Source organism: Pseudomonas sp. OA65 (genome assembly GCF_017498305.1).
In the GTDB taxonomy this organism is placed as follows: Bacteria; Pseudomonadota; Gammaproteobacteria; order Pseudomonadales; family Pseudomonadaceae; genus Aquipseudomonas; species Aquipseudomonas zanjanensis.
Genome location: NZ_JAGDEZ010000046.1, coordinates 38304 through 45632 on the forward strand (window position 1 = coordinate 38304; position 7329 = coordinate 45632).

Annotated in this window: 6 protein-coding genes; 5 read left to right on the forward strand and 1 reads right to left on the reverse strand. The window is 62.7% G+C overall.

The window, feature by feature from the left end:
- Positions 1-203: 203 nt before the first annotated feature.
- On the reverse strand, positions 204-692 hold the full coding sequence (bkdR, locus tag J3361_RS25610) for a Bkd operon transcriptional regulator BkdR (RefSeq protein WP_003202929.1): 489 nt from the start codon (positions 690-692) through the stop codon (positions 204-206).
- A gap of 194 nt (positions 693-886) precedes the next feature.
- On the opposite strand from bkdR, the gene J3361_RS25615 reads away from it, so the two are divergent.
- From J3361_RS25615 to J3361_RS25635, 5 genes are all read left to right on the forward strand, one after another.
- The gene (locus J3361_RS25615; RefSeq protein WP_207966892.1) at positions 887-2122 is read left to right on the forward strand and encodes a 3-methyl-2-oxobutanoate dehydrogenase (2-methylpropanoyl-transferring) subunit alpha; all 1236 of its coding nucleotides are present in this window, start codon (positions 887-889) and stop codon (positions 2120-2122) included.
- Position 2123: 1 nt separating this feature from the next.
- Entirely contained in the window at positions 2124-3182 is a 1059-nt protein-coding gene (locus J3361_RS25620; protein WP_030141237.1) for an alpha-ketoacid dehydrogenase subunit beta, read from the forward strand.
- Positions 3183-4451: a dihydrolipoamide acetyltransferase family protein gene (locus J3361_RS25625; protein WP_207966893.1), complete on the forward strand. Its 1269-nt coding sequence runs from the start codon at positions 3183-3185 to the stop codon at positions 4449-4451.
- A 3-nt stretch (positions 4452-4454) separates the two neighbouring features.
- Complete coding sequence (lpdA, locus tag J3361_RS25630) at positions 4455-5837, forward strand: dihydrolipoyl dehydrogenase (protein ID WP_207966894.1); 1383 nt, start codon at positions 4455-4457, stop codon at positions 5835-5837.
- Positions 5838-6127: 290 nt separating this feature from the next.
- A complete protein-coding gene (locus J3361_RS25635; protein WP_186706271.1) occupies positions 6128-7147 on the forward strand; it encodes a branched-chain amino acid aminotransferase in 1020 nt (339 codons plus the stop codon).
- The last annotated feature ends 182 nt before the right edge of the window (positions 7148-7329 follow it).

Genomic DNA, 7329 nt, shown 5'->3' on the forward strand with positions numbered 1-7329 from the left:
CTTACATCAGAGCTGAATATGCCGACGCCTTCGCGAGCAGGCTCGCTCCCACAGGGTTCAGCGGTGATCGCAAAACTCGACCAACAGTACAATCCGGTGTGGGTGCAAGCTTGCTCGCGATAGCGGTGGGTCAGGCAGCAATGAGCCGTCAGAAATCCACAACTCCCCTGTAGGAGCTGCCGAAGGCTGCGATCCTTTGATGTTCAGGTGCCCAAGGTCAACCCATTGGCCGGCAACGGCAGCGCGGTCTTGTAGCGCACCTGCTTGAGGGCGAAGCTGGAGCGGATGTTCGCCACGCCCGGGACCTTGGTCAAAAAGTCCATCATGAACCGCTCCAGCGATTGGATGGTCGGCACCAGCACCCGAATCAAGTAATCCGGATCACCGGCCATCAGGTAGCACTCCATCACCTCCGGCCGGTCGGAAATCGCCTCCTCGAAATGCTGCAGCGCCTCTTCCACCTGCTTCTCCAGGCTGACATGAATGAACACGTTGACGTGCAGCCCCAGCAGGTCGGCGTCCAGCAACGTGACCTGCTCGCGGATCACCCCCAGCTCCTCCATGGCCCGAACACGGTTAAAGCACGGCGTCGGTGACAGGTTGACCGAACGGGCCAGATCGGCGTTGGTGATGCGGGCGTTTTCCTGAAGGCTGTTCAGAATGCCGATGTCGGTGCGATCCAATTTACGCATGAGACAAATAACCTTGTTTTTTATCGTTGTGCAGATTTTTTATCTGCAAATGATCTGAACAGCAAGCTAACAGAGAAAAATATTCTTCTACGTCGAGCCTATGATTGTTGTAGGACAATTTCCCACCTACCCAGGGAAATTCGTCAGCTAGCGCGCCCACTACAAGAAATTCACAAGATCGAGCGTAGAAAGCCATGAACCCAGCGTATGAACCGCTACGCCTGCACGTCCCCGAACCCTCGGGCCGTCCCGGCTGCAAGACCGACTTCTCCTACCTGCATCTGTCCGATGCCGGCACGGTGCGCAAACCTCCCATCGACGTCGAACCCGCCGACACCGCCGACCTGGCCCGCAGCCTGATCCGCGTGCTCGACGACCAAGGCAACGCCTTGGGCGATTGGGCTACCGACATTCCCGTCGAGATCCTGCGCAAAGGCATGCGCGCCATGCTCAAGACGCGCATCTACGACAACCGCATGGTGGTCGCCCAGCGTCAGAAAAAGATGTCGTTCTACATGCAAAGCCTTGGCGAAGAAGCCATCGGCAGTGCCCAAGCCCTGGCGTTGAACATCGACGACATGTGCTTTCCTACCTACCGCCAGCAAAGCATCCTGATGGCTCGCGAGGTGCCGCTGGTGGACCTGATCTGCCAACTGCTGTCCAACGAGCGCGATCCGCTCAAGGGCCGGCAATTGCCGATCATGTACTCGGTCAAGGACGCCGGTTTTTTTACCATTTCCGGCAACCTCGCCACGCAATTCATCCAGGGCGTGGGCTGGGGCATGGCCTCGGCGATCAAGGGCGACACCAAGATCGCCTCGGCCTGGATCGGTGATGGCGCCACCGCCGAATCGGACTTCCACACTGCCCTCACCTTCGCCCACGTCTACCGGGCGCCGGTGATCCTCAACGTGGTCAACAACCAGTGGGCGATTTCCACCTTCCAGGCCATTGCCGGCGGTGAAGCCACCACCTTCGCCGGACGCGGCGTCGGTTGCGGCATCGCCTCCCTTCGCGTCGATGGCAACGATTTCATGGCGGTCTACGCCGCCTCGCGCTGGGCCGCCGAACGCGCCCGCCGCAACCTCGGCCCGGCGCTGATCGAATGGGTCACCTACCGCGCCGGCCCGCACTCCACCTCGGACGATCCTTCGAAGTACCGCCCGGCCGACGATTGGAGTCACTTCCCCCTGGGCGATCCGATTGCCCGCCTCAAGCAGCACATGGTGAAGATCGGCCAGTGGTCCGAAGAGGAACATGCCGCCGTCACCGCCGAACTCGAAGCCGAGGTGATCGCCGCGCAGAAGGAAGCCGAGCAGTACGGCACTCTCGCCGGCGGGCAGATTCCAAGCGCCGCGACCATGTTCGAAGACGTCTACAAAGAGATGCCGGAGCACTTGAAGCGCCAGCGTCAGCAGTTGGGGATCTGACATGAACGATCACAACAACAATATTGCGTTGGACACCGCCATGACCACTACCACCATGACCATGATCCAGGCCCTGCGCTCGGCCATGGACGTGATGCTCGAGCGCGACGATAACGTCGTGGTGTTCGGCCAGGACGTCGGTTACTTCGGCGGCGTGTTCCGCTGCACCGAAGGCCTGCAGAACAAGTACGGCACCTCGCGGGTGTTCGACGCACCGATTTCCGAAAGCGGCATCGTCGGCGTGGCGGTGGGCATGGGCGCCTACGGGTTGCGGCCGGTGGCCGAGATCCAGTTCGCCGACTATGTCTACCCGGCGTCGGACCAGATCATTTCCGAAGCGGCGCGCCTGCGCTATCGCTCGGCCGGCGAGTTCACCGCGCCGATGACCCTGCGCATGCCTTGCGGCGGTGGTATCTATGGCGGCCAGACCCACAGCCAGAGCATCGAGGCGATGTTCACCCAGGTCTGCGGCCTGCGCACCGTGATGCCGTCCAACCCCTACGACGCCAAGGGCCTGCTGATTGCCTCCATCGAAAACGATGACCCGGTGATCTTCCTCGAACCCAAGCGCCTGTATAACGGCCCGTTCGACGGCCACCACGACCGCCCGGTAACGCCGTGGTCCAAGCATCCGCAAGCGCAAGTGCCGGACGGCTACTACACCGTGCCGCTGGACGTCGCCGCCATCACCCGTCCGGGCAAGGACGTGACGATCCTCACCTACGGCACCACGGTCTACGTGTCGCAAGTGGCCGCCGAAGAAACCGGCATCGATGCCGAAGTCATCGACCTGCGCAGCCTCTGGCCGCTGGACCTGGAGACCATCGTCAAGTCGGTGAAGAAAACCGGCCGCTGCGTGGTCGTCCACGAAGCCACCCGCACCTGCGGTTTCGGCGCTGAGCTGGTGTCGTTGGTACAAGAACATTGCTTCCACCACCTGGAAGCGCCCATCGAACGTGTCACCGGTTGGGACACCCCCTACCCGCACGCGCAGGAGTGGGCGTATTTCCCAGGGCCGTCCCGTGTGGGCGCGGCGTTGAAACGGGTCATGGAGGTCTGAATGGGCACGCACGTTATCAAGATGCCGGACATCGGCGAAGGCATCGCGGAAGTTGAACTGTCGGTGTGGCACGTCAAGGTCGGCGACATGGTGGTCGAAGATCAGGTGTTGGCCGATGTCATGACTGACAAGGCGATGGTCGACATCCCTTCGCCGGTACACGGCCGAGTCATCGCCCTGGGTGGCGAGCCTGGTGAAGTCATGGCGGTGGGCAGCGAACTGATCCGCATCGAAGTCGAAGGTGCGGGCAACTTGAAAGAATCGGCGCAACCGGCTCCCGCTGCGGCGGCTGTACAGGCGCCAAAGCCTGCGCCAGTGGCCACGCCTGAACCGATGGTGGAAAAACCCGCCGCACCACGCTGCGCCCCGCAAGCCCCGGTGGCCCGCGACCCTGAAGAGCGTCCACTGGCCTCGCCGGCCGTGCGCAAACACGCGCTGGACCTGGGCATCCAGTTGCGCCTGGTCCAGGGCAGCGGCCCTGCCGGGCGAATCCTGCATGAAGACTTGGAAGCCTATCTGGCCCAGGGTTCGTCGACCCAGGCCAAGGGCGGTTCGGGTTATGCCGAACGCCATGACGAGCAGCAGATCCCGGTGATCGGCATGCGCCGCAAGATCGCCCAGCGCATGCAGGAAGCCACCCAGCGCGCCGCGCATTTCAGCTACGTCGAGGAAATCGACGTCACGGCCCTGGAAGAGCTGCGGGTTCACCTGAATGAAAAACACGGCGCCAACCGCGGCAAGCTGACCTTGCTGCCGTTCCTGGTCCGCGCCCTGGTCGTGGCCCTGCGGGACTTCCCGCAAATGAACGCGCGCTACGACGACGAGGCCCAGGTCATCCATCGCTCCGGTGCGGTGCATGTCGGTGTTGCCACCCAGAGCGTCGTCGGCCTGATGGTGCCGGTGGTGCGTCACGCCGAGGCTCGCAGCCTGTGGGACAGCGCGAAGGAAATCTCCCGCTTGGCCACCGCGGCCCGCACGGGCAAGGCCAGTCGCGATGAACTGTCCGGCTCGACCATCACCCTGACCAGCCTTGGCGCGTTGGGCGGCATCGTCAGTACGCCGGTGTTGAACCTGCCGGAAGTGGCGATTGTCGGCGTGAACAAAATCGTCGAACGGCCCATGGTGATCAAGGGCCAGATCGTGATCCGCAAGATGATGAACCTCTCCAGCTCCTTCGATCACCGGGTGGTCGACGGCATGGACGCGGCGCAATTCATCCAGGCCCTGCGTGGCTTGCTCGAACAACCTGCCACTTTATTTGTGGAGTAAGCGATGCAGACGTTGAACACCAAGCTGCTGATCATCGGCGGCGGCCCAGGCGGTTATGTCGCGGCGATTCGCGCCGGCCAACTGGGCATTGAAACAATCCTGGTGGAAGGCCAGGCATTGGGCGGTACCTGCCTGAATATCGGCTGCATCCCGTCCAAGGCGTTGATCCATGTAGCCGAGCAGTTCCACCAGACCCGCCACCATAGCCAGGGCTCGGCCTTGGGCATCACCGTTGCGGCGCCTACTTTGGACATCGGCAAGAGCGTGGAATGGAAGGACGGCATCGTCGATCGCCTGACCACTGGCGTCGCCGCGTTGCTCAAGAAGCACAAGGTCCAGGTCATTCACGGCTGGGCCAAGGTCATCGATGGCAAGACCGTTGAGGTCGGTGACACGCGCATCCAGTGTGAACATCTGCTGCTGGCCACCGGCTCGAAAAGCGTCAACCTGCCGATGCTGCCGATTGGTGGGCCGATCATTTCGTCCACCGAAGCCCTCGCCCCTACTTCGGCGCCCAAGCACCTGGTGGTGGTCGGCGGTGGCTACATTGGCTTGGAGCTGGGCATCGCCTATCGCAAGCTCGGCGCCGAGGTCAGCGTGGTCGAGGCACAGGAGCGGATCCTGCCGGCCTACGACGGCGAGCTGACGCAACCGGTGCACGAGGCGCTCAAGCAGTTGGGGGTGAAGCTGTACCTCAAGCACAGCGTCGAAGGTTTCGATGCCCAGGCCAGCACCTTGCAAGTGCGCGATCCCAATGGCGACACGCTGAACCTGGACACCGACCGGGTGCTGGTGGCCGTCGGGCGCAAACCCAACACCCAAGGCTGGAACCTTGAAGCCTTGGACCTGGCGATGAACGGTTCGGCGGTGAAGATCGACAGCCGTTGCCAAACCAGCATGCGCAATGTCTGGGCCATCGGCGACTTGAGCGGCGAACCGATGCTCGCCCACCGGGCCATGGCCCAAGGCGAGATGGTCGCCGAGCTGATCGCCGGCCAGCACCGGGAATTCAACCCGACGGCCATCGCGGCGGTATGCTTTACCGACCCGGAACTGGTCGTGGTGGGCAAGACGCCGGACGAGGCCAAGGCTGCCGGCCTGGATTGCATCGTGTCGAGCTTCCCGTTCGCCGCCAACGGCCGGGCCATGACCCTGGAATCGAAGAGCGGTTTCGTCCGCGTCGTGGCGCGCCGGGACAATCACCTGATCGTCGGCTGGCAAGCGGTTGGCGTGGGCGTGTCGGAGCTGTCCACCGCATTCGGCCAATCCTTGGAAATGGGTGCGCGCCTGGAGGACATCGCCGGCACCATCCATGCCCATCCAACCCTGGGCGAGGCCGTGCAGGAAGCGGCGTTGCGGGCGTTGGGGCATGCGTTGCATCTGTAACAGCTGTGGGTGAATAACTAGTGGGAACAAAGCTTGCTGTGGGAGCAAAGCTTGCTCGCGATGCAGGCGCCTCGGTTCACCAAGGACCGCGTCGGCTGTATCGCGGGCAAGCCTTGCTCCCACAGCAAGCCTTGCTCCCACAATCCCTCACAACGACCGCAGGGCTGTTTTCAGCTGCAGGATCCATGTAACAGGCTGCGAAACACCCCCGGAATGAAGTATTGTTGTCCCCATTCAAAACGTCAGAAGCCTTGAACCGTTTCGACGGTTGTCAGGAAATAGAGGGTGTCATGGGTAACGAGAGCATCAATTGGGACAAACTGGGCTTTGACTACATCAAGACCGACAAGCGCTACCTGTCGCACTGGCGCGATGGCGCTTGGGACACAGGCACCCTGACCGAAGACAACGTGCTGCACATCAGCGAGGGCTCCACCGCCCTGCACTACGGTCAGCAATGCTTCGAAGGCCTGAAGGCCTATCGTTGCAAGGACGGTTCGATCAACCTGTTCCGCCCGGACCAGAACGCCGCCCGCATGCAACGCAGCTGCGCCCGCCTGCTGATGCCGCACGTCGATACCGAGCAGTTCGTCGAGGCCTGCAAGCAAGTGGTCCGCGCCAACGAGCGCTTCATCCCGCCGTACGGCACCGGCGGCGCGCTTTACCTGCGCCCGTTCGTGATCGGCGTGGGTGACAACATCGGCGTGCGCACCGCGCCGGAGTTCATCTTCTCGATTTTTTGCATCCCGGTCGGCGCCTACTTCAAGGGCGGCCTGACCCCGCATAACTTCCTGATTTCCAGCTTCGACCGCGCCGCCCCACAAGGCACCGGCGCGGCCAAGGTCGGTGGCAACTACGCCGCCAGCCTGATGCCCGGCTCCCAGGCCAAGAAGGCCAGTTTCGCCGACTGCATCTACCTGGATCCGCTGACCCACTCGAAGATCGAGGAAGTCGGCTCGGCCAACTTCTTCGGCATCACCCACGACAACAAATTCATCACCCCCAACTCCCCTTCGGTCCTGCCAGGCATCACCCGCCTGTCGCTGATCGAACTGGCCAAATCGCGCCTGGGCCTGGAAGTGATCGAAGGCGACGTGTTCATCGACAAACTGGCGGACTTCAAGGAAGCCGGCGCCTGCGGTACCGCTGCGGTGATCACGCCGATTGGCGGCATCAGCTACAAGGACAAGCTGCATGTGTTCCACAGCGAAACCGAAGTCGGCCCGATCACCCAGAAGCTCTACAAAGAGCTGACCGGCGTGCAGACCGGCGACGTGGAAGCGCCAGCGGGTTGGATCGTCAAGGTTTGATCAAAAGCTTTAAGCGCTGAAACGCTTTTGTGGCGAGGGAGCTTTCTCCCGCTCGGCTGCGCAGCAGCCCCCCAAGCACGCGCCCGGTGCGCCCCCGCGCCCGGCACCGGGCCCCCCCCCCCCCCGCCCCACCCCCCCCTCCCACGGGGGCAGAGCGAGACAAAGCACCACACCCCTCCTCC